General features: G+C 37.8%; 34 protein-coding genes. 5 read left to right on the top strand and 29 right to left on the bottom strand.

Going from position 1 to position 24,775, the window contains the following annotated elements; genetic code table 11:
• Nucleotides 1-510: 510 nt before the first annotated feature.
• On the bottom strand, nucleotides 511-2,127 hold the full coding sequence (locus C505_RS0118655; protein ID WP_040440312.1) for a DNA cytosine methyltransferase: 1,617 nt from the start codon (nucleotides 2,125-2,127) through the stop codon (nucleotides 511-513).
• Between the two features lie 851 nt (nucleotides 2,128-2,978).
• On the opposite strand from C505_RS0118655, the gene C505_RS0118665 reads away from it, so the two are divergent.
• Together C505_RS0118665 and C505_RS0118670 are read left to right on the top strand one after the other, a co-directional pair.
• Nucleotides 2,979-3,515: a hypothetical protein gene (locus tag C505_RS0118665; protein WP_018694161.1), complete on the top strand. Its 537-nt coding sequence runs from the start codon at nucleotides 2,979-2,981 to the stop codon at nucleotides 3,513-3,515.
• A gap of 10 nt (nucleotides 3,516-3,525) precedes the next feature.
• Complete coding sequence (locus C505_RS0118670; RefSeq protein ID WP_018694162.1) at nucleotides 3,526-3,888, top strand: hypothetical protein; 363 nt, start codon at nucleotides 3,526-3,528, stop codon at nucleotides 3,886-3,888.
• Between the two features lie 169 nt (nucleotides 3,889-4,057).
• Here the strand turns inward: C505_RS0118670 and C505_RS22945 are convergent, their stop codons facing one another.
• The 11 genes from C505_RS22945 to C505_RS0118730 form a co-directional block, all read right to left on the bottom strand.
• On the bottom strand, nucleotides 4,058-4,246 hold the full coding sequence (locus tag C505_RS22945) for a hypothetical protein (RefSeq protein WP_018694163.1): 189 nt from the start codon (nucleotides 4,244-4,246) through the stop codon (nucleotides 4,058-4,060).
• Nucleotides 4,233-4,439 carry a hypothetical protein gene (locus tag C505_RS0118680; RefSeq protein WP_018694164.1) on the bottom strand — a complete coding sequence of 69 codons (207 nt, stop codon included), beginning with the start codon at nucleotides 4,437-4,439 and terminating at the stop codon, nucleotides 4,233-4,235. Before C505_RS0118680 ends, C505_RS22945 begins: the two co-directional genes overlap by 14 nt.
• A gap of 2 nt (nucleotides 4,440-4,441) precedes the next feature.
• Complete coding sequence (locus C505_RS0118685) at nucleotides 4,442-4,723, bottom strand: BrnT family toxin (RefSeq protein ID WP_026318090.1); 282 nt, start codon at nucleotides 4,721-4,723, stop codon at nucleotides 4,442-4,444.
• A gap of 127 nt (nucleotides 4,724-4,850) precedes the next feature.
• Nucleotides 4,851-5,276, bottom strand: coding sequence for a hypothetical protein (locus C505_RS0118690; protein ID WP_018694166.1), 426 nt, complete (start codon nucleotides 5,274-5,276; stop codon nucleotides 4,851-4,853).
• 39 nt (nucleotides 5,277-5,315) lie between these two features.
• Nucleotides 5,316-5,858 (bottom strand): recombinase family protein, encoded by a 543-nt coding sequence (locus tag C505_RS0118695; protein ID WP_018694167.1) that lies wholly within the window; start codon nucleotides 5,856-5,858, stop codon nucleotides 5,316-5,318.
• 268 nt (nucleotides 5,859-6,126) lie between these two features.
• Nucleotides 6,127-6,378 (bottom strand): hypothetical protein, encoded by a 252-nt coding sequence (locus C505_RS0118700; RefSeq protein ID WP_018694168.1) that lies wholly within the window; start codon nucleotides 6,376-6,378, stop codon nucleotides 6,127-6,129.
• Between the two features lie 137 nt (nucleotides 6,379-6,515).
• Nucleotides 6,516-6,977 carry a hypothetical protein gene (locus tag C505_RS0118705; RefSeq protein ID WP_018694169.1) on the bottom strand — a complete coding sequence of 154 codons (462 nt, stop codon included), beginning with the start codon at nucleotides 6,975-6,977 and terminating at the stop codon, nucleotides 6,516-6,518.
• 14 nt (nucleotides 6,978-6,991) lie between these two features.
• On the bottom strand, nucleotides 6,992-8,137 hold the full coding sequence (fic, locus tag C505_RS0118710; RefSeq protein ID WP_018694170.1) for a protein adenylyltransferase Fic: 1,146 nt from the start codon (nucleotides 8,135-8,137) through the stop codon (nucleotides 6,992-6,994).
• A gap of 593 nt (nucleotides 8,138-8,730) precedes the next feature.
• Entirely contained in the window at nucleotides 8,731-8,943 is a 213-nt protein-coding gene (cspE, locus tag C505_RS0118720; protein WP_018694172.1) for a transcription antiterminator/RNA stability regulator CspE, read from the bottom strand.
• Between the two features lie 417 nt (nucleotides 8,944-9,360).
• On the bottom strand, nucleotides 9,361-9,816 hold the full coding sequence (locus tag C505_RS0118725) for a hypothetical protein (RefSeq protein ID WP_018694173.1): 456 nt from the start codon (nucleotides 9,814-9,816) through the stop codon (nucleotides 9,361-9,363).
• A 313-nt stretch (nucleotides 9,817-10,129) separates the two neighbouring features.
• Nucleotides 10,130-10,669 (bottom strand): hypothetical protein, encoded by a 540-nt coding sequence (locus C505_RS0118730; RefSeq protein WP_018694174.1) that lies wholly within the window; start codon nucleotides 10,667-10,669, stop codon nucleotides 10,130-10,132.
• Nucleotides 10,670-10,971: 302 nt separating this feature from the next.
• On the opposite strand from C505_RS0118730, the gene C505_RS0118735 reads away from it, so the two are divergent.
• Nucleotides 10,972-11,865 carry an AbiTii domain-containing protein gene (locus C505_RS0118735; protein WP_018694175.1) on the top strand — a complete coding sequence of 298 codons (894 nt, stop codon included), beginning with the start codon at nucleotides 10,972-10,974 and terminating at the stop codon, nucleotides 11,863-11,865.
• Between the two features lie 91 nt (nucleotides 11,866-11,956).
• Here the strand turns inward: C505_RS0118735 and C505_RS0118740 are convergent, their stop codons facing one another.
• The 12 genes from C505_RS0118740 to C505_RS0118810 form a co-directional block, all read right to left on the bottom strand.
• Nucleotides 11,957-12,181: a hypothetical protein gene (locus tag C505_RS0118740; protein ID WP_018694176.1), complete on the bottom strand. Its 225-nt coding sequence runs from the start codon at nucleotides 12,179-12,181 to the stop codon at nucleotides 11,957-11,959.
• Between the two features lie 383 nt (nucleotides 12,182-12,564).
• On the bottom strand, nucleotides 12,565-13,740 hold the full coding sequence (locus C505_RS0118750; protein WP_018694178.1) for a replication initiation protein: 1,176 nt from the start codon (nucleotides 13,738-13,740) through the stop codon (nucleotides 12,565-12,567).
• A gap of 387 nt (nucleotides 13,741-14,127) precedes the next feature.
• Nucleotides 14,128-14,301 carry a hypothetical protein gene (locus tag C505_RS24465; protein ID WP_018694179.1) on the bottom strand — a complete coding sequence of 58 codons (174 nt, stop codon included), beginning with the start codon at nucleotides 14,299-14,301 and terminating at the stop codon, nucleotides 14,128-14,130.
• On the bottom strand, nucleotides 14,294-14,596 hold the full coding sequence (locus C505_RS0118760; protein ID WP_018694180.1) for a hypothetical protein: 303 nt from the start codon (nucleotides 14,594-14,596) through the stop codon (nucleotides 14,294-14,296). Before C505_RS0118760 ends, C505_RS24465 begins: the two co-directional genes overlap by 8 nt.
• Nucleotides 14,597-14,605: 9 nt before the next feature.
• Nucleotides 14,606-15,685, bottom strand: a complete 1,080-nt coding sequence (locus C505_RS23915) for a ParB/RepB/Spo0J family partition protein (protein WP_018694181.1) — start codon at nucleotides 15,683-15,685, stop codon at nucleotides 14,606-14,608.
• The gene (locus C505_RS0118770) at nucleotides 15,685-16,485 is read right to left on the bottom strand and encodes a ParA family protein (RefSeq protein ID WP_018694182.1); all 801 of its coding nucleotides are present in this window, start codon (nucleotides 16,483-16,485) and stop codon (nucleotides 15,685-15,687) included. The genes C505_RS23915 and C505_RS0118770 overlap by 1 nt, the downstream gene beginning before the upstream one ends.
• 566 nt (nucleotides 16,486-17,051) lie before the next feature.
• A complete protein-coding gene (locus C505_RS0118780; RefSeq protein ID WP_018694184.1) occupies nucleotides 17,052-17,384 on the bottom strand; it encodes a hypothetical protein in 333 nt (110 codons plus the stop codon).
• Nucleotides 17,385-17,510: 126 nt separating this feature from the next.
• Nucleotides 17,511-17,960, bottom strand: a complete 450-nt coding sequence (locus C505_RS0118785; protein WP_018694185.1) for a hypothetical protein — start codon at nucleotides 17,958-17,960, stop codon at nucleotides 17,511-17,513.
• A 263-nt stretch (nucleotides 17,961-18,223) separates the two neighbouring features.
• Nucleotides 18,224-18,577 (bottom strand): hypothetical protein, encoded by a 354-nt coding sequence (locus tag C505_RS0118790; RefSeq protein WP_018694186.1) that lies wholly within the window; start codon nucleotides 18,575-18,577, stop codon nucleotides 18,224-18,226.
• 270 nt (nucleotides 18,578-18,847) lie between these two features.
• Entirely contained in the window at nucleotides 18,848-19,057 is a 210-nt protein-coding gene (locus C505_RS0118795) for a hypothetical protein (protein ID WP_018694187.1), read from the bottom strand.
• 469 nt (nucleotides 19,058-19,526) lie between these two features.
• The gene (locus C505_RS0118805; RefSeq protein ID WP_018694189.1) at nucleotides 19,527-19,772 is read right to left on the bottom strand and encodes a hypothetical protein; all 246 of its coding nucleotides are present in this window, start codon (nucleotides 19,770-19,772) and stop codon (nucleotides 19,527-19,529) included.
• A 2-nt stretch (nucleotides 19,773-19,774) separates the two neighbouring features.
• A complete protein-coding gene (locus C505_RS0118810) occupies nucleotides 19,775-20,059 on the bottom strand; it encodes a hypothetical protein (protein ID WP_018694190.1) in 285 nt (94 codons plus the stop codon).
• A gap of 289 nt (nucleotides 20,060-20,348) precedes the next feature.
• Here C505_RS0118810 and C505_RS0118815 point away from each other — a divergent pair, with 289 nt between their 5' ends.
• A complete protein-coding gene (locus C505_RS0118815) occupies nucleotides 20,349-21,122 on the top strand; it encodes a hypothetical protein (RefSeq protein WP_018694191.1) in 774 nt (257 codons plus the stop codon).
• 83 nt (nucleotides 21,123-21,205) lie between these two features.
• On the opposite strand, the gene C505_RS0118820 is transcribed toward C505_RS0118815, so the two are convergent.
• Nucleotides 21,206-21,904: an N-6 DNA methylase gene (locus tag C505_RS0118820; RefSeq protein WP_040440299.1), complete on the bottom strand. Its 699-nt coding sequence runs from the start codon at nucleotides 21,902-21,904 to the stop codon at nucleotides 21,206-21,208.
• Nucleotides 21,905-22,097: 193 nt separating this feature from the next.
• Between C505_RS0118820 and C505_RS0118825 the strand changes: the two genes are divergently transcribed.
• On the top strand, nucleotides 22,098-22,556 hold the full coding sequence (locus tag C505_RS0118825; RefSeq protein ID WP_169337071.1) for a DUF3592 domain-containing protein: 459 nt from the start codon (nucleotides 22,098-22,100) through the stop codon (nucleotides 22,554-22,556).
• Between the two features lie 77 nt (nucleotides 22,557-22,633).
• Here C505_RS0118825 and C505_RS0118830 read toward each other — a convergent pair whose 3' ends face one another.
• The 4 genes from C505_RS0118830 to C505_RS0118845 are packed head-to-tail and all read right to left on the bottom strand — an operon-like array spanning nucleotide 22,634 to nucleotide 24,149.
• The gene (locus C505_RS0118830) at nucleotides 22,634-22,963 is read right to left on the bottom strand and encodes a hypothetical protein (RefSeq protein ID WP_018694194.1); all 330 of its coding nucleotides are present in this window, start codon (nucleotides 22,961-22,963) and stop codon (nucleotides 22,634-22,636) included.
• Nucleotides 22,960-23,472, bottom strand: a complete 513-nt coding sequence (locus tag C505_RS0118835; protein ID WP_018694195.1) for a hypothetical protein — start codon at nucleotides 23,470-23,472, stop codon at nucleotides 22,960-22,962. Before C505_RS0118835 ends, C505_RS0118830 begins: the two co-directional genes overlap by 4 nt.
• A complete protein-coding gene (locus C505_RS24470) occupies nucleotides 23,456-23,629 on the bottom strand; it encodes a hypothetical protein (protein WP_018694196.1) in 174 nt (57 codons plus the stop codon). The genes C505_RS0118835 and C505_RS24470 overlap by 17 nt, the downstream gene beginning before the upstream one ends.
• A gap of 58 nt (nucleotides 23,630-23,687) precedes the next feature.
• Nucleotides 23,688-24,149 carry a hypothetical protein gene (locus tag C505_RS0118845; protein ID WP_018694197.1) on the bottom strand — a complete coding sequence of 154 codons (462 nt, stop codon included), beginning with the start codon at nucleotides 24,147-24,149 and terminating at the stop codon, nucleotides 23,688-23,690.
• Nucleotides 24,150-24,775 lie beyond the last annotated feature (626 nt).

Consider the following 24,775-nt stretch of genomic DNA (forward strand, 5'->3'; position numbering starts at 1 on the left):
TCTATTCTTAGCATTTCTGATGTTACCCCTAATTGTGAGCGTTATTTTCATTGCTGCACTATTTATTTTGCCGATACTTTTATGCTTTCCTGGTAAAGCATCAACATGGTTACTACTGATGAGGTACATTATCTTGTACTGTTTGTTTGCTCCATTACAGTCTATTTTTGGAGCAAAACAACACTTGTGTCGTGCTTGTCATCAACTAAGTGAATATAACTCGGATTGCAAAGAGTTTGATTTTTCAAAAAGAGAGATGATCTGCTCTGATTGTGTCTACAATGCGGAAGAAAATTATAGTGATGGAATAATAGAGAAATTCTGACCGGCCTAAGATTCACAAGAATCGTTCAAGAATGTGAATATGCTACGCACCAAACCTAGTATGTTTATAAAATATGGACAGTAAACTGACCGACAATTTATAAACATACTAGGCCTTTATTCACATTCTCACTCTCCAAACAAAAAGAGTTCTTTTTTGAAAGAAAAGCACTAGGAAAATCTGTACTAGGCGGCGCTTTGTTCTAATTTATTGAGCGCAGGAAAGTTTGCTTCTACCAGCGCCTGTGCTACGGGAGGGCAAACAGCGTTACCACACCTAGCAACCTGCTTTGCTTTAGATATTCTTTTACCACTATTGTCATGGGTGAACTTGTAGTCTCCCGGAAAGCCTTGTGCTGCAAATAGCTCGTGAGGTTCAAGCATTCGCATGCCTATGTCAACAATCTGATAGTCCTCTCCTTCAACTGTCACTAGGCCAAATCTATGTTTTGATGTTATCGTTTGAAGCGGTTGATCGCATGAGTGACCGTAATTCGTTCCATAATATTTGATCATAAATGCTCGGACCTCTCCTATGTGTAGCCCTCCAGCAGAAATGGTATGCACAGGTTCGTCAGTACCGTGGCCGAGATTAGTACCTCTCAGCTTTACCATATGGCTTGTAACCAATGCGTTATGATCATTCTGAGTTACAGTATGATGAGGCTTACAGATATCAGCACCAGAAACTCCAGTGTAATGCTTCGTAATATGGTTAGATACTATATCTGAATTATCTTGGTCACCCACCGTTATCGAGCCTAAACCCTCCGTCACAGGATTACTTTCTGATTGCCCAAATTGACGATTAATAATTGGTGTGACAAGCGCAAAATGTCCTCCTTTAACTTGAGCGCAGATAGTCCTGAGAGGTTCGTCAATTGGCATATTTCTTTGGCTGGAAGCGTTTGCATGTTCAGTGAGAAATGGCGTAGAACACTCTTTTGGAACAATAAAAGGTTTCCCATTAAAAACAAATTTTTCAAGTCCTTTTGCTATCCTTTTCAATGTGTTTTCAGCCAAAGGTCTCTTACGATTGAAAATGGATTTCACCGGGATCGACCAATCAATAATATCCGCCGCTGTCTTGTATGGAAGTTTGCCATTGTCACCATGAGTGGCTTCTGGCCAGATTATCTCTTGGCCATCATTACGCCCAATCAAAAAAAGCCTTTTTCTTATTGTTGGAGCGCCAAAGTCACATGCCGAAATAATTTTCCAATCTACATCATAATTGAGCCCATGTTTGATCGACTTGTAAATTCTCAATTTTCTTTTGATATTATAACAACAGCGAAAAAGCGCATTATAGATATCTTTATATGCAGGATGCTCGACCGGAAGACCAGTTGTAAGTGCTTTTATAAATCCATCGAAAGTTTCACCCTGTCTTTTTTTACATGGTACACCATCTATTATTGGCCCCCAGGTTGTGAACTCAATCACGTTCTCAAGCATTAAGATTCTAACTGGCACTTGAGATGCCCAGTTTATGACACACCAAGCTAATCCTCGTATATTTTTATCCACGGGGACAGCTCCTTTCGCACGTGAAAAATGACGGCAATCTGGAGAGTTCCAAAGCAAACCAACTGGTCTTCCAGAACATGCTTCAACGGGATCTACATCCCAAATTGACTCACAATAATGCCTTGTCTCGGGGTGATTCAGTTTATGCATTTCAATTGCATCAGGATCATGATTGATAGCAATGTCAACATATCGATTTAACCCTAACTCGATCCCGGTAGATGCCCCCCCACCGCCAGCAAAATTATCAACAACCAATTCATTATCAAACATAAAAACCCCTAGAATAACCATAAATACAATATCAATATATCATATTTTGATTATCATTTAATATTATTTTGACGTTTGTTTTATTGTTTTTTTAGATGTGGTAATTTACTTAAATAAGAAATTCAAAATTTGCTTATGGCTACTACCAGTTTGTCTACTAGACTTGGGGACCTTTAATAAGGCAGGAACAAGAGTGTATAAACAAAGATTAATAACTCTAATAGGATCGAATAGCGATACTGATCGAACACCAATCACTATTCATGTGACACATGAATAAGGGTTTAAATTGAGAATATCTTCTACACAGAAAGAGGTTCTTCTAGCCCTCTATGCATTGGAGAAAAAAGGTCACACCGAACCAGTGCCAAGTATGACCCTTTTCAAAATAATAAACAAGGTCAAAGAACTACCTGTACAAGATACAAATTTTCGTACTTCTTGTCATACACTTGAAAGGAACCAATTGGTCAATAAATACCGATGCGCTAAATCGCTCAAACTAGCGTGGACTCTTACTGCTCAAGGCAGAGAAAAAGCGGAACCATACTATAAATCACTACTAAAAGACTTCAAAAGGTAAACTAACCCTCATAATCAATTGGGTGGAATTGTAATAAAACAGAGTGAAAATTGGGCGAGTGATTTTAATCTATGAACAAAATAAACCACCAAGATTCAAAGAGTGGCAAAACTAATAACAAAAGATTAATTAATTTATAAATTAGGTACTTGGATATATATTACTGAGTGAATATTTTTGTTAAAATTACGTTCCTATATTTAGGAAATTTCCCACCCCTGTTTATCTGGATTGTTTGAAGTATAGGAATTAATAAAGGAATAATCGTATGAACAAAATCAGTGTATCAGTTCGCTATTCACTACCCAAGAATAAAAAAGAAGCAATGAATCAACTTGCGAAGATACTCAAAGTTCCTACACATAAGTTAAATGGTGATGAAGAGAAAATTGTCATTGCTATGTCGGGAACAATTCTTTATCGGCACTTAGATCGACTCAATAAAATGTCAGTAATACAAAAGATACAAGATCTATCAGATTTAGATCTTGCTGTTGATTTACGTATAAAGTGTCTTGACTCGCTTGTGAAGCCTCAGTGGGCAGAGTGGTCGCTAACTAATGATGAGCTAAAAGAAGTGCTCGACTTCCACAATCAACTAAATCGTTGGTCTAGTATCCTCGGAGCCAACCCTGGTGCATATGGTGTTGGTGGTGCGGCTTGGGATATAGTAAAAAATGGAGCTTCTACAGGCAATATTGGTGTTTTAATTGCTTCTATCGTCATTATTGGAGTACATGAGTTCTCATATAATGAAACACAGAAGTATTCTAATGAACTAGAACGTAGAAAGGTTCTCAATTAGGAGTTTTAGCATGGAATTAAAACCATATGCTACTTTTTTCGTCGCATACTTTGTTCTGACGATGCTCTCTGTTGTGATAAACCAAACATTCAATATACACCCAGAAATCGGGCTAAATATTGCGGCAATTATCATAGCAGTGTACTTCGTTTTTAAGTTTTGCAAGCTTCAGCTTTCTTCACGTAAGAAAATGTTTCAGTTTTCTGCTATAGGGGGAAGCTTTGCAGTGATCATGTTACTACTGCTAGGAGCTGTTTTTGATGGGTATGCTTACCCATCTCCAATTGAGTCCACTGTTTCATTTATATTCAATTCAATAGTTGTTTATATCATTTCAAAGCTTATCAAAGAGCAGCCGATTCAAAAAACCTAACCTCATGAGCCTTTTAATAAGGCTCAATTCTTAATTTATGTTGGTTCAAGTAAACCATGCTTATAGGAAACTGTTGAATGACTGGTTTATTAAGTATGGATTTTGACTTGTAGGAAACCTAGCATAATAAACCAGTTATAATGAACCACTCAACAAATTGAGGAAAATATCAAAACCCTAGCTTATGCTTCATCTCTTTGCGGGTCTTGAATCGGCTTAGTTCGTGATCAGGCAGTAAAGGAGCGTTCCGGTCAGAAATTGCGGCTTGTTTGATTTCGTCATCAGTTTGCTTTTCTACTCTTTCCCAGTCAGTGTGATCTTTTAAGGAATTGAGTCCATTCAAGTTAATCTTTGTCATTCTGAAACCTTTTTCGATATTCATCACTTGGGCGCTTAAACTGCTTCAACTCTTCATCCGTTGGTAATGCACTGTCAGGATCTGACTTTGCAGCCTCTTCGATTTCTTCATCGGTCATGTTTTTTACGCGTTCTGCGTCTGACCTGTCTTCCTGCTTTTCGAGTTCTTCCATTGTATAAGTTTCTGTAGCCATAGTTACCACCTTAATTGTTTGTATATCTGCTGCTCTTTCTTATTCGCTTTTCGGGCAGAAATAAGTCGTATCGTATCATCATATCTCTCAGTATATACAACGAACAAAACACCATGGGGGTCAACAGCACCAATGATTTGATAGCGAGGCTCACCATAATCAGTACGAGAATCTTCATTGACAATAAAGTGGGGATCGTTGAATATTTTTGCGGCAGCGCGGAAGTCTATTCCATGCTTATTGATATTGATAACGTTCTTGTTATCGTCCCATTCAAATTTCATCATCTTCCCTTTGAATAATGTTAATGCAGCGCAGATCCTATCAACTTGGAACTCTAAAAAACATAAGTAATTAACATTGTATTCAATATGTTATGAGTAACAAAATAATTCTTTTATCTCATACTACTCAGCTCATTTGCTCCAACTTTACTTTAATTAGATTCTCATGAAAAAAAAGCCCAAATGATTTATGCAACTGATTAATCCAGATCTCACTATCCTTTAGCTCTAAAAAATCCATTACTTTATCTGGGATCGGTTTTTCCTGATAATGGAAAGTGCCGTTCCTTAATCGTTTTAATTTATTCACAAACTCTCTATTTGATAATAAGTAATCAATCTTTTCATTAGTCATTTTGAGTTCTTCATAACCCTCAATTACAACGTATATCAGGCTATACAATACAAGTAAGCGTAACCAGGCTGAATGCATCTCAACAGATTGACGAGATTCTTCAGGAAGGATTGAATCTTTATCTATTGGTGCCATTACGAACTGCATAATAGAATCTGCAATTAGCCAATGTTTATGCAATGCAACTAGCTTTTCCATGTTATTTCCCTTTTATCTTTAATCAAATCGAGCAATGATTTATTCTAAAATCTTATAAACTGTAGACCTTCCAATCCCCAAACGCCTAGCAATCTCAGATGCGCCAACTCCATCTTTATATAGTCTGTTCACTTCCTCACGATCCACTGTCCGCTTACGCCCAAACTTCACTCCATTGGCTTTCGCCTCAATCCGACCTTCTGCCGTTCTTTCCATAATTCGTGCTCGCTCTGCTTCAGCAACAGCCGACAAGATAGTGATCACCATTTTGCCCATGTTTCCTTCTGTACTGATCCCATCATCCAGGAAGCGAACAGCAACACCTAGGTTTTGAAATTCATTGATCAAGTTGATCATGTCTGCGGTATCTCGACCAAGGCGGTCTAATTTTTTGACCAGGATAACGTCACCCTCTTCTACTTTGACTCGGAGTAAATCCAGTCCTGGTCGTTCGATTTGAGCGCCTGAAACTTTATCACTGAAGATGCGCTTCTTTTCGACACCCTCAGATTTGAGGGCTTGAATTTGGATGTCTAATGATTGTTGGCTGGTTGAAACGCGAGCATAGCCGAAAAGACGCATGAAAACTGTCTCCTATTATGATTTATAGACAATCATGTCTACTATATATAAAAAATCGATTTAAGAGACAGTATAAACAGGTGGGTTTTGAGGTGTCTATCAATTTATAAATTCTGAGACGGCATTACAGTGTAACACCGCCCTAATGCAAAAACTTTTTACCATTTCGGGGGATGGGAAAAAATAGCCCATTGGCAATTACAGCCATAAATAATTACATCAAAAAAGCCTTCTGAACCGGGACGCACAAGATCACCATCAATAGTTTTCATTGGGCAACCGCCTTTTCCCAAAGGAGAGAAAACTCTTCTTGGGAAATCTCTTCTTCCTCTTCAGTCATTTCAAACTCTGGTTGATCAGTAAAGAAATATTCCTCGTCAAATTCGTCGCTCGGAGTTGCCCAGTACATAATTTCACCATAGACACTTATGTGACGAGTGATAACACCGTCTTCTACCTCACAGAAAAATATACCTTCGTCACCATTATGTGACTCTGAATAAGACTTGTAATACTTCATTTAATCGAGTCCCCTGCCTGAATGGACAATACAGTTAGTCAAATTCACACTTTATTCCACTATTGAAGCTATTTCTATAAGGGTCTAACGGAGCCTAAAATAGTCTTATTATCTTCCGTGCTTTTATCAGCCTTAAGTTATTCTAAAACTTTACCAGCGACGACTCTCAAGTGATTGGAGCTATTGCAGATACGTATAAACTCTTCAGATGAAGAAGGTGGTACATTCTCATATGAAACGTAGCCATATTCACCACTCACTGTTTTTGTAAGATCATTTATCACCTTTGTCTCATATCCTTCACTAACAGCTATACCAGCTATCATTCCACCATCATCGGTAAAAAAAAGCATGACACTATTTAAATAATCGTGGGCAATTACATCCCAATAAAGAGAATAACTCTCTGTCTGATTACTTTCTAATTCCCTTAAAACATCTTCAACACATTTATAAACTTGTGATGGTGTATCAGTATACTCCGGGAAAGGAAAGTCTTCATGTGAGCATTCTCTTGAGGGGGCAAACTGATTTAAAAATTTGTGAGCCAAAATAAAAGAGCGACTTTTACAAAGAACATAAACTTCTACTGTATTCATAAATATCAACCTAACTAACGGGCTTTACCGGCACTTATAAACTGGCCACTCATCGAACCATACTCTGTAAATTGATTGCTGTCCTTTGTCATTAGCTGGATCAACTTTGGATGAACGAACAGCTTTTCCTTACCAGACTGTACTTCCTGTAGCACTCCTATTTCGCAGAGCTGCTTGAGATAAACAGAGGCAGTTTGTCTTTTAGCAAGGCCAGTATCAACCAGATTACTGATCCGACAATAAGGTTGTTCAAAAATCAGCTGGATCAATTCATAGCTGTATATCTTAGGTAGTGAATTACGTACAAATTCGGTTGTATGCTCTATTAACTGACGGGCAGCGGCAATTTTTTGTGTTGTCCACGATGCTGTTTCGGCCACCGCGTTAAGCATAAAACAGATCCAGTTTTTCCATTCCTGATTTTTGGTGACATTCAATAACAGTTGATAGTAGTCTTGCTTGTGTTGAACGATGAAACGGCTTAAATACAGGATAGGTAGGCTCAGAAGGCCCTGCTCTATCAGATAAAGGATATTCAAAATACGTCCCGTTCTGCCATTACCATCCGTAAACGGGTGTATCGCTTCAAACTGATAATGGGCAGCGGCCATTTTGATCAGTGGATCAAATTCATCTTCACTATGAATAAACGTTTCCCAGTTAGACAATAGACTCCTGATAACATCCTCTCCAGCAGGAGGCGTATAAATGATATCGCCAGTGACGCTATTACTTAGTACTGTACCTGGTACTTTCCTTATATCCATATTCACAGACTTTAAGGTACTGCAAATTTCTATCGCCGTATTACTATTTAGAGGTCGCTCTTTCAACTGTAAATAGCCCTGATGCAAAGCAGTTCTATAACGTAGTGCTTCTTTGGTAGCGTGATCAGCTTGGGCGTCTTCCTGAGCATATTGAAATAATTTATCAGACGTAGTGACAATATTTTCTATTTCAGAGCTGTCTTTTGCTTCAAGTAACGGGAGTAAATTGATCAACAGTCCTTGATTGGGTAGTAACTCTCCCGCCTGTTTTAGCTCAGCAATGGCAGCTCTGGCCGGTATACAGGCTTTCAGTATATCTATATCATCTAGCATACTTCTGTCAGGTGGGAGTATTGGTAAATTGTTATAAGGCAGATCAGCTGACCAGTTCATGTTTAAATTTCGCATTTATTTCAACACGAACAGATTATATGTCGATTGCATCGACATGACACTATTATATGTCGATTATTTTTAATTTATTCGACATGATATAAATATAATTTTTAAACAAATGAATTTTTCGAAGATATGTGCTGTACACTCCCCTTTTTCCTTAAGGTGACTCAGTCACAATAAATTCTATTCAGGCTTATCTAGTACAACCCAATGAACTCCAACTACGTCCTGCTCGCTTCAGTCAGTAGCCAGTTGAGAAAATGTTTCGTTTCCATAGGATCCTGTAGCTGGATATGTTTCTTTCCTCGTTTATCTGAAAAGACAACTTTGCATTTATTTACGGAAATTGAATGTATGGGAAGTAATAAATGGATCATCTTCCCGTTGATTAAATAAGGCATATTAGCTCCTTCTTTATATTGAAACAGCCAAACACTGTAGCTGCTAGTTACCCCCTTAATATTATTGGCATTTTCTTATTTCGATTCCTTTAAGAGTAATAATTGTAGGGAGAAGACATATGATTAGTTTTTCAGAAGGTTAGAACATAGCTAACCTTCTGAGGAAGTTCAGGGCGATGATATAAATTATATGATCACAACGTTCGTCGCGAGCGGACCTCGTTGCCCTTGCTCAACATTAAAATGTACACTCTGCCCTTCAGCTAATGTTTTGAATCCATCGGCATTAATAGAATTAAAATGTACGAAAACATCTTTTCCTCCATCGTCTGGGGATAAGAATCCAAATCCTTTTTCTGGATTAAACCATTTGACGACACCTGTAGTTGTATTTGACATATAGATTACCTGTTTAAAGATGGGGTAGTAAGGTGAGTTCTCACCAGCGTAGCTAGAGAAATTACTTAGTTCGAAAGGCAGTTGTAAATCTGTCAGCAATCTTAATTCAAAGAAGGAGAAAAGAGAGTACAAAGCAAAAAGAAGGATAAATATAAATCATCTAAAGCGGGACCAGTGTATATCAAATAGACAAGTTGTCAATAAGAGAGTACCACTAAAATCTATAAGTGGTCGCTCAAGAATATGAATTTGCTCCGCAACAAGTACGTTTATTTGTAAGCTATGGACAGATAAACTGACCACAACTTACAAACAAGCCGCCTTTAATTCACATTCTCACTCCTCAAACAAGTTAGATCTCTTTTGATCACAAAGAAAAACAGACCTCATTCAATATGGGGGTTCGTGCACATTCCCCTATTTATCCGCCGTTTCAATGGTGAGTGCTAAGCAAAAGTCGGTATTTTCGCTGACAGGATCATCATACTGGAATTCAATCATATATCCTTTCTCTGGCCGGCCTTCCGATAATGTGTATTCAGTATCCCCACCCTCTTGTTCTGGAGTTATGGCGAAAAATATAAGGGCTTGCTTGGATAGTGATTCACCAATGAGCCAAAGTGACTGGTTTTCATGGCAGACGATTGTACCGTTTGGATGTCTTAGCAGGTATTGATCAGTTCCAAACTGTCCACGGCCTTTCCTGATTTGCACAAGATATCCAATTGCATGGTCAAAGTCATATGGTTTACCTTGGATCAATCCTGTGCAGACGACCTGCCCGTATTCCGGGTATTTTCTAGGACCTAAATATTCGTTTTCTGCTTCGCATATTTTTCTAAACAAGGCTTTAATGCTTTCATGGTTTTTCATGTGTCTGTTCCTCCTGGTGATCAGCTACTCATATGTAGACATATATTTAGCTTCTTTCAGGGGTTACCTCTGTAGGGTCAGATACTTTCCTGGTCGAACCTATAATGTATGAGAGGTTGATTTCTGAAACTCCCAGAAATTCACAGGCCAATTTATTGCACTCAGGATCTGATGCCATTTTAGCACCATGTGGATTATCAGATCTAAAGGTTAATTTTGAAGCGACTACACCACTTGTATATCTGGCACATACAGTATGATCGTACATATTTTTACCCTATTCTTTATGTTCTTGTTAGGCTACTTTAAACGTCTAAAGGCGGATTAATTGTTCTGTAATTTCATTAATGTACTTTACTGCGGGCCTCGATGAGTTTATGTTCCAAGCAAACAGAGCCTTTGCTTCATCTTCGGTAAGAACCATCACTGTTGTATATTTATCATTCTCAAAGTCAGTCAGTGTCTTTGCATAGACCTCATAATTCTGGCCAGGGGGTACATCTCCTTTTTGAAAAACAGCTAATTGTGAATAATGTTTGTTTTCTATCTGTTCACCATCCTGGTCTTCTAAGCACTCTTCTTCAATACCAATCACGTAATACTTTACCCTTTGAGCAAGATTTTTACTGTGCATTTCACCAAAAACAGTTTGCAGAGTAATCGAGTTTGAAATAGGGTTTTCTCCAAATACGTATTGAAGAAGACTTGCAGCCCCAATGTATAGCTCTCCTTCATGTGTTAGATCACTCGGGTGAAATTCGGCACGTTTTTCAGCGAGTTCATTCAAGTAACGCTTAATACTTTGTTTGTCCACATCTGAAAGTGTTTTCCTGCTCGTGTCTGTTTGAGACATGTATTTTCCTACTCGTGTCTGTTTGATTTGTTGAGTATCATATATCGTGCGCACGATATGTCAACGGGATATTTCGAACTATTTAGTATTTCAGTAGGTGTGGGAAAGTACAGTTTCATACTCAGGTGGCCAGCGGGAAATGATAGCCTCAGTTCCGGTAAGAACATTACTAATAGATAGTCCGAGAAACGCTATAACAATTTGATAGTAATGTTAAATTATGCAAAAATACTGCGAGCAAATAATAACCAATCGCTGGGTTTATACTGAATCCAACCGAATAAAACTAGGGGAAATATTGCGTGACTGGCTTGATCTTGGAACTGCAAAGGGATTCACTAGATCGTAATGTAAGGGTCAGTGATCTATTAAGAAAGGCGCTTGTCGTATCTCGAAAGCTAAATATTTCAGAAATCCAAGATTGGATTAATTATGAACTCAATGGATACCCTAACGATAAGAATATAATTCCTGATTACAGAGAAATGTATGGTACGCCGAAAATCTGGAATCAATACCACGGTTGGCAACCACTTAACTTTGGTGAGCCAAAGATGGCTGAGCAGTTATCTAGGCGTAAGAATTATCAACCTATTGGTGAACTAGATGAGTTGGGACCCAAAGGTGATTCAGGGGAATTTCATATGCCTTATCCTCAAAATATAGTTAATTGGATCATAGAGCGTTTGGATGTTCCCTTACAGGCTTCACTTGTGGTTCCTCATACAGAGATCATTGGAATTCTAGATGCTGTTAGAAATAAGGTGCTCGAATGGTCATTGCGACTTGAAGAGCAAGGTGTAATGGGGGAAGGAATGAGCTTCACAGATAAAGAAAAACAATCGGCACATGCTATCACATACCAAGTAACCAACAATATCGGTAGTATGCAAAACTCTCAATTGCAACAGGATTCTCCGAATTCAACTCAATCTTTAACGGTAAGCGTGGATCTGAAAGAATTGGCTGGATTTCTCAAAGTGCTTAAGGAGAAAACAGAAAGCTTACCGTTAGACTCAGCAGAAAAAGCTGAACTGTGCGCCGAGATCGCAACAATTGAACATCAGATCGCCTCACCTAAACCAAAGCAAGTCATAGTAAAAGAGTCGTTGAATACAGTGAGATCCTTATTAGAAGGTATAACTGGAAGCATGATAGCAAGTGGCTTACTTTCTCAACTGGCTGCTTTTTTATAGAAATTTAATAACAGTCGCATATTCGTGCGACTTACTTTCAAGCCTTTTCCTCTATTATCTAGAACCATATTTGGGATAAAAGTATGAGACTTTACTCGTCTCCTACATCATACTGTTTCGTGTGTTTTTTGAGTAATTCCAGCCCTTTAAAAATGGCTGCTTTTTTTGAGCCGTAAACATCGGCCATTTCACCAAGCAATACATTTTCTTCTTCTGTTAGGTAACCACCTGGTAAGCGCGGCTTATTTTTTCTTGTTTTCTCGTATTTTGCATGCGCAGCTTTTTGGGCTTCGCTGCGCTTGGGTGTATCTGACATCTATTCCTCTTTATTGTCGTTGGTTAGGAGCGCTTTTAGTTTTGGATCTTTCAACATCATCGTAAATAAGGCGCTGGCTCTGTTTAAATTGAAGTGAACAATAGTTACGGTATAGATCCCTTCATGTGGGAGAGTACTTTCCTCTCCTACAAGAAAACGGAGGCTTGTAAAACTCAAAAACGAAGGCTGAATATCATATATGAAAGCAACTCTACATTGGTTATCAATAGCATAATGCAAACGTTATATTAGATATACATTTATCTCTGAGAGACATCCTTTTTTAACCAGATTCAAGGCTACACTTAGAGTTGGCATAAAGAATGGAGTTGTTTGGGAGAAAGGATGCACATCAAGGCTCAGTGATCACCATAAAGATCTATTTAATCAGGTTCTTCCTTTTCAAAGACTCTTCTTAAAAACAAAAGCAAGTCGCTATGCTCCTCACTAAAAGCAGAAAAGCTCAAAGCGGGAGGTATCTGATATGTAGCATAATTAACACTTTTTGATTTTTGCATGACCTCCGTAATCGATATAATTTTGCAAGGTTCGTTATGTTCTATGAAGTCCTTGTATTTCGCCACCGTTTGGCGTGTGAGCTTAGAAATTCTTGCTATGGCTACATAGGTCAGTTTCTTTCCTTGAGTCCTAAGATTCGCGCAGGCGGCCCTGATTTTTGATACTGTGCTTTTTTGGCGTTCTTTATGTGTCCTGGTTGCTGCGAGGCTCTGCCGTTCATTTAAAGGCAATGATTTATTCAGGCTCATAGCACCTACATGACATCGACCAGTACCGTGATAGTTATCCCACGTCCACCGTGAAATGCTTTTAACGGTTGCCATCATCTGGGAATATGTAAGGTCCTGTGGAAAGCCTCGTTTACTGAAATTATTCTTATTCTCAGCAAAGGCCTGAACCATTGAATGGAAGTGCTCAAACGTGCCATTGTCACGCAATTCATTTACGATTGAGTATGCATAGTAGCGAGCCTCTTCAAACAAAAGACAATGCCTGGAATGTGAGTTACCTTCTATGTCTGGTCCCCTACTCCATCGTGGTTTTTCTTCAAGATCTACATAATCAGCCAATTCGCCAAGCGAATATTCGATATTGTGAATTTCTGTAGTGCTCCACCAAGGATGTCCTGGTGTTTTTGCAACTGGTCCACTATATGACGCGTCAGCCCGTAACTTTCGAGCCATTGCTTCATAAATAGCTTTTTTGTAGCGTATGGGGTGTGCACGGGCTCTGAGAGAAGTACAGACAGGCTTAATTGCATAGAAAAGATGCGAGCTACCCTCATTCCTGTTCATTACAATCAGATTTGGTGCTGGTAGCCCAGCCTCTTCCCATATCCAAGGGTTGTCATGGTCCAAGTCAAAAATGAGCCAAGATTCCATTCCTGGTCGATTAACCTGCATGTATGGATGTTTTGTGGCAAGATCTCTAGGGAGAGATAGACGTGCTGTTTTATCGTCACTACATCTGGGATAATAGGCAGCTTCTGTATAAACGCGATTAAGCGCGGTCCCAGCCTTGTAATATCTATCTTGTTGCATCCTTGTCCTGCTCTTTACAGGACATTGCAAAAACCTTTTTTATAACCTGGTTTGGTATGTCCATACTCTGTTCTTATTCTTATCAAAGCATTAAGTTTTTCTGTATAAAAACTCTTTCGTTGCTTGTGTCATTGACCTAAAGACAAGAGATGGCTAAAATCCCGAGTGTTGTAACTGGATCTTAATGGAAATTAAGCCTTAGCATCTTTTCTTTAGATTCATTCAAACGCTAGGTCTAATCTGGCCGGATAATACGCTAGCGTTGGCATTTGTGTAAGGAAGCCTCTCTATTTGAGGCTTTTTTGCATTCTTATTTCTAAGTTAGATTCCTTTAAAGTTCCGGGAATTAATCATTTTTTCAGGATCTTACATTGATCTACACTAAGATCAATTACTCGAAACAGATCTTTTTTCGTCTCTTACTCTCATTGCTACTCTTAATACAGCTGGACTTTCAATGTCTGGTTGAGCCGATAGCAACTGCTTTTCCGATAGAATTCGAACATTTTTCAGCTGGTCAAACTGTTTGGCAATTTGGTACAGTTGACGAGAATCATCCATCTGAACTTCTCCTTTTAAGATTTGGATGATACAACAAGAACTCCTTTTGTTTTCTTGGGGACTTCCCTCTGTTTTCATGTGTCAAACGTTGTCTGAAGTATCTTAATCCACCTACCTCGACTATGACTCCAGATTTCACGTCACCCAGCATTGATAAGCATGCAATTGCTTTATCTCTAAATTCATCAAAATCTATTTCCTTGTCCTTTGGAACAAACATTGGAATTGTGCTTAAGACTTTTCCATCCTCAATAGCAGCCCAATGTTTCCCAAAATCTATTTCTTCACTAGACATAAAAACCTCTTAGGATAACTCAATTAACTCAGCTGCTAGCTCTTGAAGCGCTTCAGAAGTTAAAAGAAATCTATGTTCGTTATGATTTTTTATTACCACAAGCTCAGCTGCGCCATTTTCTCTCTGCTCGACAAAAATAGAGTTGATATACTCAACATTTTTATCAGTATTATTGGAAGAGGGCTCATTTTCCTCTGGAAGAGAAAGAGATTCATCCTGCTGCGTTGCAATGGATTTTTCTACCACCCCATCGACAGCCTGATTGCTACTTTCCATAATGGGTTGTGTTTCGTTTTTAGACGTTTTTTCGATATCTGCATCTGACTGGCCAATATCTTGAATTGCCTTTCTGATTGAACCGCCCAGTGTACCTTTATTCAACTCATTAATGATCTTCTTGGTTTCATCGGGATGATTTTTTAAAGAAGAAGTGAGCTTATATAATGACTCTACATCTTGAATAACGTCTTTTCTTGAAAGGTCTTGGATCTCTTCAGGTGCTGATAAAAGTGATAAATGTTTTGAAAGCTGGCCTTTGCTGATTCTCAAAGCTTCTTGTGCATATGCTCTATCGTGTCCAATTTCCTTAGCAAAATCGACTACTCTTTTATAGCCCTCAGCTTTCTCTATCGCTGATAGCTTTTCTCGTTGTGTATTTTCATCTAACTGAGCAATGACTTTCTGAAGCTGTGTTTCGAGTGAATCGTCAACCTCCTTTCGAATTACAGCATCGATTTGGAAATCAGCTGATATTTCTGACATCGCTCTCCATCTACGCTCCCCAGCTATAATTTTGTACTTACCAGCATCATCCAAAGTAACAAGAATAGGCTGAAGCTGTCCGAGGCTTAAGATACTATCCTTTAGTGATTGCAATGCCTCTTCTTCAAAAACTTTTCTAGGTTGGTCCGGGTCAGGGTAAAACATTTCTGGAGAACCGGATATGAAACGTCCCTCTGATTGTGCAGCCTTAATTTCTTCAGCAATATTTGGTTCGTGTAAATCAGAAAAGTCATCTTTAGCCGGTCTTAACGTCTTCTCTGCTCTACTTTTTCTATGTTGTTTGAATTTATCTTTTAAAGCAGACATTATCTTCCCGCTCCCATGGCTACAAGGCACTCATCTGTTAATTCCTCAAACCGTTTTGCAAGTTCACTTTTTGGAGCATATTCCTGAATTGTTTTCTGAAATGTTCTTGCTTCTACCGCAGTTTTTCGACTATACGGAATCACCGTATCAAAAATCTTATCATGCTCTTCTCTAATTACACTTTCAAAATGTTGCTCAACAACAATTTTACGTTTGTGTCGTGCGTAAATCACAATACCTAAAAGATCTAATCTTGTGTTGACTCTTCTTTTTATTTTCTTAATGGATTGTTTCTGTTCTTCTATTCCACGAAGACCGCTTGCTGTTAACTCAGTTGGAATTAATACGTAATCAGCAGAAGAAAGCGCAGCAGTTTGAAATATAGTTGCAGAGGGAGGGCAATCAATAAAGATGTAGTCATATTGTCCAGAAAAGAAATCCAGTTTATCCATAAACTCACAAATCATATCAAACTCTGAATTAGTTCCTGATTCAGCAAGGTGCTTTGAAGCACCGATTAGATAGAAGTTCTTCTTGATCTCAATCGGTTCCGGGATTTCACCCTCTAGATATAACAGGCATGAATTACAGCTTCCTGGCTTTGTCCTATTTTTTTCATGCTTAATCACTTTCTTGATCTGTTCACTGTTAATAAGTGCATCAGTCAAACTGGCTTGAGGATCATTATCTATCACCAGTACTTTTTTGCCCTTTTCCGCGATACGTTGTGCTAAGTTATCTGTCGTTGTTGTTTTACCAACCCCACCTTTTTGGTTTGCGACAGCTATTATCTTTCCCATAATTTATCCTCTTTAATAGCCCCTTTTCGAGGTGCATTGTTCTATCAAAACATTAGTTTAGCATGAAAAATCAAAATGACAAATCTTGATTATCAAAATATCATATCATGATTGTGGACTTGAAGTATTTTATCTGCTTATTTTTATAATTTTGATAATTAAAAGATTCTGAGGTTATCACCTTCGATTCTAATAACTTTTGATACATAGGATCAACCATATTTTTCTTATTGATCAGGTTTAGGTAGTGTTTTTCCATTGTTTTTCGACACCAAATGAATTGAGAGTCACGTAAATGAAACCGTTTACCTTTTATGACAGTGAAACATTGGAGTTGATGTCCCTGAGAGTGTGACTCATAGCAAGCTGATATGAATTCGGTAAAGTTATGGATGAGAAAACTTCTGTTTGAAAGTTGCACTTCAAGCATCTTGGTTCTCTGAAGCTTTATTGAGTGGAGTTTATTCTAGCAGTATGACTAAAAATATATACTGGAATTAACAAGGAAAGATTGAAGCCACCCTTAAGGGTGGCTTTAAGATATATATCTAGAAAGATAAATACCATTAGTACTCACTGGGCAATAGAAACGTAGTAAAAGCTCCATCAGCGTCAGTGATAACCCAGACGACTTCAGAAAAGTTTTCAAGGCTAAGTCGATAAGAAGACACTACTCGCCCATGACTATTAATAGCAAGGGACTCGTAATTGAGTTGGATATCATCCTCACTGATTTCTCCAAAGTCACCATGAACGTGTCTAAAGAGTAATTCAGCAAAAGGTTCCAAACCATGTTCCTGTACTTGTTTTCCAACTAAACGTGAAAAAACAATCGCACCTGGATCAAAAAGTGGTAGTTGAGAATTAACCACTTCTACTATTCGAGTGATGTTTTCCATAATAGCCCCTATATTTAAAAGTTGAGGCGCACTTTGCTGGCAACTGTCAGCAAAGTGCTACCAGTTGCCCCAAGTTCCGAATTTAAAAATTCACCTTGGTATTAAAGTTGAACAGATAGATGAGTATCAAGCAAACGTAATCAAATCATAGCGCTCGAATTGTTCCATCATTTTATTGAATGTTGGAACCGCACGAACCGCACGCATGAGATCTTGTATTTGTTCGACCTTATCATCAAAAGGTGCGAGATTTTTCCACTGCTTAGGCAGTGTCAAAATCTCGGCAGCTTTATCAAGAACTAATTGATTAATTAGTTGAGGTATATCGTCATGTGCTCTAATAGAAATAATCAAATCATTTCTTTGAAACATATATGCATGATGATTAAACTCATCGATCAACCCAAGCATACTAATCAAAGTATGTTTCTCAGTAACTTCCTTTCTGAGTTTGTCACAAGAAAACCAACTTCTCGGTGTATTCGAAAAAAGGTCTCTCACAATTTCAAATGCAAGTTCAGAAAGTGCAGCTTGCTCACGTTGTTGAACAGCTAACTCAAATGATTGTTCATTCATTTTATAAACCCCTATTCAGAGGTGCATAACACTGGTAATGAAACCAGCGTATACACTGGTTTCATTACAATAGTGTTGTCTCAAGTACCGAGTTTTATAAACTCACCTTGAGATAAAAACATTCTATCATAATCGATCGGAATGACAATAAAATCGTTGATATTATAGGATTTTTTGAATGGTATTGAGAGGAAGGGAATTTATGTTATTCCCTTACAAGTATTGATGATTTTACGAAAGAAAGGTTGTAATTTAAACGAACCCTATGCAAGGACATAAGAGTTGAGTTCAAGAGAAAGAGAAACTCTCTTAAAACCAATGTTTTTACCCCAGGCAAACGCTCTTTCTAAGTTTGCAAAATTCCTATGCTCTTTGCGCTGAGTGTGAATGGGTCGCAGCTGATTTCGTATTTTGGCATAAAGATAATACTGGTTGATGATGACTATTTTATCTTTATCATCTTTCTCTGTTCTCTTACCCGGTCTTTTGCTCTTTTTCCCTTCGAAAATCCTATGCTCTAAAACTAAGCTACAGGATATACCCTCCCGAATGAGGACTTTTACTTCGTTTTCTGTAATTGGTTCAGCATTATCAAGATTTGCAGCTTCTTGAGACATTCGTAATACCTAGAATAAGAAAGCCGTGTACTACACGGCTTAAAAAATTTGTTTCAGACAAACTAAAAATTAATTTTTTATTTGCTGTTTCGATCACTCAATCGAGCAACTTGGTATTTTACGATAGCATAACATTAGTATCGTTGATAAGTCGAATTATGGATTTGTGATGAAAGTTACCGATGACAACAACAAAAGGTAGGAAATATTGAAGTACCAGAGAAGAGTAACACCAAAAGTGTTAACTCTAACTCTGATACTGAATGGAAGTTAAATCGCTAAATCAAGCTCTTTTAATACTCCCATTTCTTGGTGATGAAGCAAAAGCTCTATCAACTGATTGTACTGTTCAAGTCCTTCTAAAGAGTCTACTCGAAATGCAATGACATCATTGTTTCGCCTATCACGAATTGCGACGTCAATATCACCGACAATAAAGACTTCTTCTACAGAAAACCAACCAATTTTCACTTCACTCATATTAACCCCTGAATATTGCCGAGGTGCGCTACACTGATCTTAAAATCAGCGTATGCACTGATTTTAAGATTGTGCTGTAAGTGCCAGTTAAGAAATTAACCACCTTACTATTTCAAGTACCGAGAAAAACTCACCTTGAATGGTGTTTATTTTATATTATTCAGTGAGTTAAATCAAAGCTATTGTCAGAAATAACGAGTAACTTGTTGCTTGTTATTTTGGCGAAATGGAGGCAATTGTTAAAGAAAAAGTTGGTCACTTCTCAGTATCAAGTGTGCTCTTCAACTTAAAATAAATAAAGCCATAAAACGCTACCAAAAAGCCAATTACATTTTCAAGAAATAAATTCATAAAAAAGTACGACAAAGGAGCAACAATTAGAAAAGCAATAAGACTAAAAACCACCAAAAAAAAAAGACGAGCCAAACCTTTTTTGAACTTCTGAATTATTGTATCTACAGAATCAAATTTAATTTTCATCTTCAATTCCCTTAAGCCTAGCTGACTTGATCCCTAGCTCTGATAAATACTTGAAAAGATGATTGGCTGTTTTAATTGTTCTGATCCTTCCTCGCTGGGTATACAAGGCGTATATCATCCCTTCGATAAGGATATACATATGAAACCCACCCTTCACCACTTGTATTTCTACATCCGGTTCAGTAACTCTGAGAATTTTTGTAAGTTCAGTATGTTTTAAAGGTATTTTTTCCATCGTTAATATCCACTGATTTTATTGAGCTCTGCTGAAACCGTTAGTATTGAATGTGCATTTTTATTCTCTACAGCAAACTCTGATATTTTTTTTAACAAGAGATCAACTTGTAAATTTGCTAGATCAAGAATCCAAGGATACTTAATGCATAGTTCTGAATGGCTTTCGAGCTTTTTAATCGCAAGATTTAAGTCATGAAGCTTTACTGTTAAATCATCGAAGGAGATATCATGAGGAACCGTTGAACTAATCTCTGTGATAAACCTTTCAAGCTGCTCTGAATTCATTTAATACCAATCTTTTGAATAGAAAAACCAAACATTATTAAACTTTCAAAATATATTATTATGAAACTCAATAAAAGTATATATGATTTTCTTAAATAGATATAAACTAAGGGCGCTGCCCTCGCGCAACGCAAGTGATCCCCCATTCTTCCGCGCCTAGCTTGTGCAGAATGGGTGGTTCCCCCTCACTTGCATTTTGCTACCCCGACCTTCGCCAGGTGGTCAGAGGTCATGGCAGGAAAAGACTGCACATAACCTCTTTAACCGATTTTAGGAGTATTCTGTATCCATGCGTCAAAAAATGAATCAAAGAAGCCACGCTCTACTAGGAGCACGAGAACGCGCTCACCAAGAACTGAAAACCATTAAAGCGTCAGCTGCTCGCATTGAAAGCATTTTAACAACACAAGGCACCGACCTCTGCCCACAGCTGGAAATGGCTCAATTTCAACACCTGGCATCCCTACAAAAGCGGATCGACTCTGAACTGTGGCGCAGTGTTTTTCATGAGATGAACCTGCTCCGAGTGCTCGCGCCAGCGCACCTGCAACAGCTGAATCAATGGATGGATGATGAAGCTGTCCCAGACTTCAATAAAACACGGCTCAACCAGGTATTCGCGACTTTTGCTCCTATCCCAGAAAAACAGCTCCGGTGTTTGGCCATCCAACGGGTATTCACCTTACTTCTGGATTGGGATGGAGATGAAAATGCAAACGTAGAGAAAGTCCCTGAGCGGATTGAACTAAAGGATCCATTTTTTGAATTAAATGGAGCCATTAAACTCAAGTTGCATGTACGAACGCTGCTGGATGACCTCGACCGGCTATTGCGGGAGATTTACCAACTTGAGAGAAGCAAACTATCAGATCGACTGGATGCGTTCTTCCAGGAAGACTTTCAGATCCAGTTAAAGGAAATTGGTATAACGATTGAGTCAAAAAAATTGAAGTCATTGGCCATTTCCTTTGACCGGGAGACTCGGATACTGCTGGAAAAAGCTATTCAAGATGCGCCAGAGTATATGGCACTAGATATCGGAAGTGTTTTAAATCAACTCTAAATGAAAGCCTACAAACCAATTAAGGTTTGTAGGCTTTATTGATTAGATACCAGCCGAAAATATAGGCCACTCTAAGCAACTTATTAAGCTACCTGCTCTTTTCTTCGTCTATAAATATCAAGCTTAAGATCCCAATCCCCTATAAAGTGCATTGGAGTGTGCATAACTTGATTGATTTTAAGTGTAAGTGAATTGCCGATCAGAACTTCCCCTGGTATTCCCAATAAAGACATCTGAATGTATGCCATCATTGCTGCAAGAGGATCAATATCAATGCAACTAGCCCATAATTGTTTCTGCGGATTGAACCCTCTCTCTAACATTAATTCGTAGAAAGCGATGATCGTCCCGGCAGTGCCACAAGCTGGATCGGCAATGGTAATAAATGATTCTCTTTGCAGGAGCAGTTCTGTCTCTTTATCCCAGTTCAAGATAGAAATAGCCTTGGATATATCGTATGGGGTGAAAAATTGCCCCATATCTTTGTTCTCCAATCCAAGTTCCATGAATATTTCTCCTAGGAAATCACATGGTTTCATTTCCAAACCTAGAACCACCTCAGCCAACAAATCAGATAATTTTGATAAATCATCGTTTTGATAGCCTCCTGCGATTTTTAAATACTTTTGCTCAAGGCCATCAGATTTTAAAAATGCATTTTGTATGGCTATACCTGACATAGATATAAAATCCTCAAACACTCTGTAACGATTAAAAGAGCGAGCAACTTCATTAAAAAGCTTAATAAAAGCTTTTTGGTGTTTATTAAACATAATTTTCATATAACCCCTGTAAAGCCGAGGTGCGCCAATGATGAAACGATATTATAAATAAAAGCGGTCTTCTTGTCTGAAATAATGACTATCAAAATAAAATATAATGAGTGATCAAAATATTGTTTAAAAATGACAAAAATTGAAATTAATGAATTGCATACATATAATGCAAAGTTTTGAAAATTTTAGTTTAGTAATTATGCGTTACATCCCTATCCTACTAATCATTACGTGTATTATTTCTCCAATTTTGTTCACACTTAGCCCCGTCCTTATCGGTAAGCTAAACCTCCAGTCATGGATAGCGGTCCAATGTGAAATCATTAGTAATGAAATCGCTCATGGTGAAGAGCAATACCTTGAATTCGAATATACGTTCCACTACCAAGGAATGAAGTATATTGGAAGTGACTTTGACTTCCTTGAAGGAGAAACGATCTACTCATCAGATCTAGTAGAGCTTAGAAAGCTACAGACGTTTTATTACATTGGAAAAAGAACCTTATGTTTCATAGATCCCAATAATCCATCAAAGTCTGTTCTTACAACAGAAACAAGATGGAATACACTGACTGTCCCATTATTGATCCATCTAGGGCTATTGCTGATCTTCTTAAAATATAGGTTCTTTGATAAAGAAAAAACTGAAGGAATTTGAGTAAACAGGTGCATCAAGTGAAACCGATCGAGATCAGGCATTAGACCAGATCTCTTCGTAAGGGAAGCCTAGAAAGATTAAGGGTTACCCCCTTTCAATACGACATATCCAAACGCTTTATATGAACTACCACTCTTTTGCAATTCCTCTGCAACTTTGATTTCGTATTCTTCGTATAGTTCTGAGGCTTTACCTTGTATTTGTTCTAACGCTAATTCTTTATCGCTTCTGTAACGGATACGATCTACATCGATTAAATTCTCGACTATACAGAATGCTTCTTCTGATAAATCAGATTTTATTTTTCTTTGAACATGCTCTGTTATCTCGCTATCAAATAGTTCTTTAGCAAATCTAAAGTGAAATATAATCAACACTGAGAGAATAAACACTGAAACAAAAATCATCCAAGAACCTCCTTAGAAGCATCCACTGACTTTAATTTACTCATGACTGTGTTATACAAAATTACAAGTGTCATAGTTACTCCGATAAATGGAATGCTAACCTGATACACATACTGCATAAAGTTAGTTTCCAGAATGAGCCTATCGCAAAACCGAAGTATTTGAATACATGAAAACGCCATATATGCACTGGTCACGAACTTGGCGCTGAGAGATACTTTGATGCCAAGTAATTTGTGAAATTTGAAAAGAGCGTAAATGGCTATGAGATCAATCAGAGTAAAAATGATATACCAAGCATGTTTTGCAACTTCTCGATAATGCTCAGCTAGTTGGAAGAGCATCGGCTCAATCACTACCATCATTGCATTGGCGACCACGACAACAGCAGTTGTAATGAATATTGAATTTGATTGTTGTGAGTAAAATTTTATTAAAAAAAGCAGACATGCAATCTGCACAACCAAGCATGTACTGCTTAATAAGTAGAGTTCAGGGTTTAAGTTCATCTTGTTGGTTCATCCGACTGATATTAGGGATCTCTCTACCTGATCCATTGGTCATAATACGAACACTAGCGACGTTATTAAGACCGCCCGAAACCATTTCTAAGACAACTTCATCCTTTGCCAGCTCAATGATGTCTTTCTGTTTAACTTTATTCATTTTCAATACCTTATCGTTTTATGAAGGTCTAATTATAAAGTCTTCTCAAAAAAACAATCTACTTTTTTAGGCTTCCAAATTGGACAGTCTCTAGTACTCCTTTGTTATTCAAGTATGCTTTTCCATCATGAAGTACTGGCTCAAAGGTTAAATTGCGAATTTCAAACCTCATCACAAGTCCATTGAGTAAATCTGCATGCGCTAAAAATTCAGCAGCCCATTTTTCGAGAGTTTTACCAATCAGAAGGTCACAATTTGTAATACGGAATTTGTATCTATCATCACCATCAGGGATCCTCCCCTGAATAAGTCCTACCTTCGCAAAGAATAAACTACGACCGTCTTTTTTAGCCTCATTGATTCCATTGATAAAACCTTCGCATTGTAAGAGTGAATCAGAGTATTGAAGCTGGTTGATAAAATGCTTTTTTTCTTTCTTATTTTCAGTGCTGCTTTGTGGGTTTTCCTGCTCATTAAAATCAGGAAAATCTGGGTTTCCAGACTGTGGTTGTACGTTCATTTAGTGCCTCTGTGTTGACATTTAAGAATCAATTCCGTTGAATTCATTCAGTGGGTTTGTGTAGTTAGATGGATCATAAATTTCTGACGTTTTCGGTACTTCAAATTTCACAATGGAGCATTTTCTTACTCCAAATATCTCCCCGACTTTAATCAAGAACATCCAAATAGTGATCAGAATCAAAAAGAAGGCGGCAACGATAATCATTTTTTATCCTCCTATTTTGTCTAAATATAAGCTAACTCTTATAGAATGAAATATCAATATATAATATTATGATTATTGATATACATATTGTTAAATCATTCTATGACAACTGGAAATAATGCTATGGAAGAAAAAATACATATTTTTTTCAATTTATTATGTTAATACCGTTACTAATGACATCCTTATTTTTTGTTTTATTTATATTGATGATAATCGTCCATTATTTGGAAAAATTAATTGAGAAAGATAGTATGAAATGGATGGAAGCTGAGAAACGCAAAGCCGAGCGAAAGAGATTAGTCGAAGCAAAAACAGTTAGAGAGACAAAAAGAGAAAATGACTGAACCAGCATTGTTGAAAAAGAAGATCAGCTTAAGAGCTGATCTTGTACATTCTTAACTTTACTTGAGAGTAAG

Origin of the sequence: Algicola sagamiensis DSM 14643 (assembly GCF_000374485.1) — a bacterium.
Lineage (GTDB): Bacteria > Pseudomonadota > Gammaproteobacteria > Enterobacterales > Alteromonadaceae > Algicola > Algicola sagamiensis.

Excerpts from the sequence above, each read along its gene's own strand:
- C505_RS0118770 (WP_018694182.1), bottom strand. The coding sequence starts at position 16,485 with ATGGGAAAGATAATAGCTGTCGCAAACCAAAAAGGTGGGGTTGGTAAA.
- C505_RS0118835 (WP_018694195.1), bottom strand. The coding sequence starts at position 23,472 with ATGAACTTAAACCCTGAACTCTACTTATTAAGCAGTACATGCTTGGTT.
- C505_RS0118655 (WP_040440312.1), bottom strand. The coding sequence starts at position 2,127 with ATGTTTGATAATGAATTGGTTGTTGATAATTTTGCTGGCGGTGGGGGG.
- C505_RS0118700 (WP_018694168.1), bottom strand. The coding sequence starts at position 6,378 with ATGAAGTATTACAAGTCTTATTCAGAGTCACATAATGGTGACGAAGGT.
- C505_RS0118750 (WP_018694178.1), bottom strand. The coding sequence starts at position 13,740 with ATGCAACAAGATAGATATTACAAGGCTGGGACCGCGCTTAATCGCGTT.
- C505_RS0118795 (WP_018694187.1), bottom strand. The coding sequence starts at position 19,057 with ATGAGTGAAGTGAAAATTGGTTGGTTTTCTGTAGAAGAAGTCTTTATT.
- C505_RS0118740 (WP_018694176.1), bottom strand. The coding sequence starts at position 12,181 with ATGTCAGATACACCCAAGCGCAGCGAAGCCCAAAAAGCTGCGCATGCA.
- C505_RS0118665 (WP_018694161.1), top strand. The coding sequence starts at position 2,979 with ATGAACAAAATCAGTGTATCAGTTCGCTATTCACTACCCAAGAATAAA.
- C505_RS0118815 (WP_018694191.1), top strand. The coding sequence starts at position 20,349 with ATGCGTCAAAAAATGAATCAAAGAAGCCACGCTCTACTAGGAGCACGA.
- cspE (WP_018694172.1), bottom strand. The coding sequence starts at position 8,943 with ATGTCAAATACAACTACAGGTGTCGTCAAATGGTTTAATCCAGAAAAA.
- C505_RS0118695 (WP_018694167.1), bottom strand. The coding sequence starts at position 5,858 with ATGCGTCTTTTCGGCTATGCTCGCGTTTCAACCAGCCAACAATCATTA.
- C505_RS0118730 (WP_018694174.1), bottom strand. The coding sequence starts at position 10,669 with ATGTCTCAAACAGACACGAGCAGGAAAACACTTTCAGATGTGGACAAA.
- C505_RS0118845 (WP_018694197.1), bottom strand. The coding sequence starts at position 24,149 with ATGAACGTACAACCACAGTCTGGAAACCCAGATTTTCCTGATTTTAAT.
- C505_RS0118760 (WP_018694180.1), bottom strand. The coding sequence starts at position 14,596 with ATGTCTAGTGAAGAAATAGATTTTGGGAAACATTGGGCTGCTATTGAG.
- C505_RS24465 (WP_018694179.1), bottom strand. The coding sequence starts at position 14,301 with ATGGATGATTCTCGTCAACTGTACCAAATTGCCAAACAGTTTGACCAG.
- C505_RS0118725 (WP_018694173.1), bottom strand. The coding sequence starts at position 9,816 with ATGAAAAACCATGAAAGCATTAAAGCCTTGTTTAGAAAAATATGCGAA.
- C505_RS24470 (WP_018694196.1), bottom strand. The coding sequence starts at position 23,629 with ATGAATAAAGTTAAACAGAAAGACATCATTGAGCTGGCAAAGGATGAA.
- C505_RS0118810 (WP_018694190.1), bottom strand. The coding sequence starts at position 20,059 with ATGAATTCAGAGCAGCTTGAAAGGTTTATCACAGAGATTAGTTCAACG.
- C505_RS0118780 (WP_018694184.1), bottom strand. The coding sequence starts at position 17,384 with ATGGAAAACATCACTCGAATAGTAGAAGTGGTTAATTCTCAACTACCA.
- C505_RS0118670 (WP_018694162.1), top strand. The coding sequence starts at position 3,526 with ATGGAATTAAAACCATATGCTACTTTTTTCGTCGCATACTTTGTTCTG.
- C505_RS0118685 (WP_026318090.1), bottom strand. The coding sequence starts at position 4,723 with ATGAAATTTGAATGGGACGATAACAAGAACGTTATCAATATCAATAAG.
- C505_RS0118830 (WP_018694194.1), bottom strand. The coding sequence starts at position 22,963 with ATGATTTTTGTTTCAGTGTTTATTCTCTCAGTGTTGATTATATTTCAC.
- C505_RS0118680 (WP_018694164.1), bottom strand. The coding sequence starts at position 4,439 with ATGGCTACAGAAACTTATACAATGGAAGAACTCGAAAAGCAGGAAGAC.
- C505_RS23915 (WP_018694181.1), bottom strand. The coding sequence starts at position 15,685 with ATGTCTGCTTTAAAAGATAAATTCAAACAACATAGAAAAAGTAGAGCA.
- C505_RS0118705 (WP_018694169.1), bottom strand. The coding sequence starts at position 6,977 with ATGAATACAGTAGAAGTTTATGTTCTTTGTAAAAGTCGCTCTTTTATT.
- fic (WP_018694170.1), bottom strand. The coding sequence starts at position 8,137 with ATGAACTGGTCAGCTGATCTGCCTTATAACAATTTACCAATACTCCCA.
- C505_RS0118690 (WP_018694166.1), bottom strand. The coding sequence starts at position 5,276 with ATGGAAAAGCTAGTTGCATTGCATAAACATTGGCTAATTGCAGATTCT.
- C505_RS0118820 (WP_040440299.1), bottom strand. The coding sequence starts at position 21,904 with ATGAAAATTATGTTTAATAAACACCAAAAAGCTTTTATTAAGCTTTTT.
- C505_RS22945 (WP_018694163.1), bottom strand. The coding sequence starts at position 4,246 with ATGACAAAGATTAACTTGAATGGACTCAATTCCTTAAAAGATCACACT.
- C505_RS0118805 (WP_018694189.1), bottom strand. The coding sequence starts at position 19,772 with ATGGAAAAAATACCTTTAAAACATACTGAACTTACAAAAATTCTCAGA.
- C505_RS0118790 (WP_018694186.1), bottom strand. The coding sequence starts at position 18,577 with ATGTCTCAAGAAGCTGCAAATCTTGATAATGCTGAACCAATTACAGAA.
- C505_RS0118785 (WP_018694185.1), bottom strand. The coding sequence starts at position 17,960 with ATGAATGAACAATCATTTGAGTTAGCTGTTCAACAACGTGAGCAAGCT.
- C505_RS0118825 (WP_169337071.1), top strand. The coding sequence starts at position 22,098 with ATGCGTTACATCCCTATCCTACTAATCATTACGTGTATTATTTCTCCA.